Source organism: Kocuria cellulosilytica (assembly GCF_040981245.1).
Lineage (GTDB): Bacteria > Actinomycetota > Actinomycetes > Actinomycetales > Micrococcaceae > Kocuria > Kocuria cellulosilytica.
Window position 1 is genome coordinate 1 of sequence record NZ_JAVFWZ010000085.1, and the last position, 586, is coordinate 586.

A 586-nucleotide genomic window follows, 5' to 3' on the forward strand; every position below is an offset into this window, starting at 1 on the left:
AAGCTCGTGGCACAGATGGACGACGACGTCGCCCGCACGCGGGAGCTGCTGGCCGCCGAGGCCTGAGCCCCGGCGGCCGCCCGCCCCGCGCCGGGACTCCCGCGCTACATCTCCTCGTGCGTGTTCGGGTCGTAGCCCGATCCGCTGATGCCGGTGTGCAGCATCCGCATCCGGTCCATCTGCGCCTCGTCGAGCTCCCAGTCGAAGACGTCCAGGTTCTCCGCCATCCGCCCGGTGTCGGAGGTCTTGGGGATCGGCACGGTCCGGGACTGCAGGTGCCACTTGAGCACCACCTGCGCCGGCGTCCGGCCGGTCCGCCGCGCGATCTGCGCGACCCACTCGTGCTGGAGGAGGTCCGTCTTGCGGCCCAGCGGGGACCAGGCCTGGGTGATGATGCGGTGCTCCTCGTGGAACTCCCGCAGCCGCTCCTGCTGGTACTGCGGGTGCAGCTCCACCTGGTTCACGGCCGGGGTCGTCCCGGTCTCGGAGACCAGGCGCCGGATGTGGGCGGGGGTGAAGTTCGACACGCCGACCGAGAGGACGAGGCCCTTCTCCTGCAGCTCGAGCATGGTCCGCCACGTCTCGA

1 protein-coding gene is annotated in these 586 nt (G+C 71.0%); it reads right to left on the bottom strand.

What is annotated here, in order from left to right; translation table 11 throughout:
• Positions 1 to 104 precede the first annotated feature (104 nt).
• Positions 105 to 586 (bottom strand): aldo/keto reductase (locus RCG67_RS17120; RefSeq protein ID WP_368828002.1); only part of this gene is annotated, 482 nt, incomplete at its 5' end.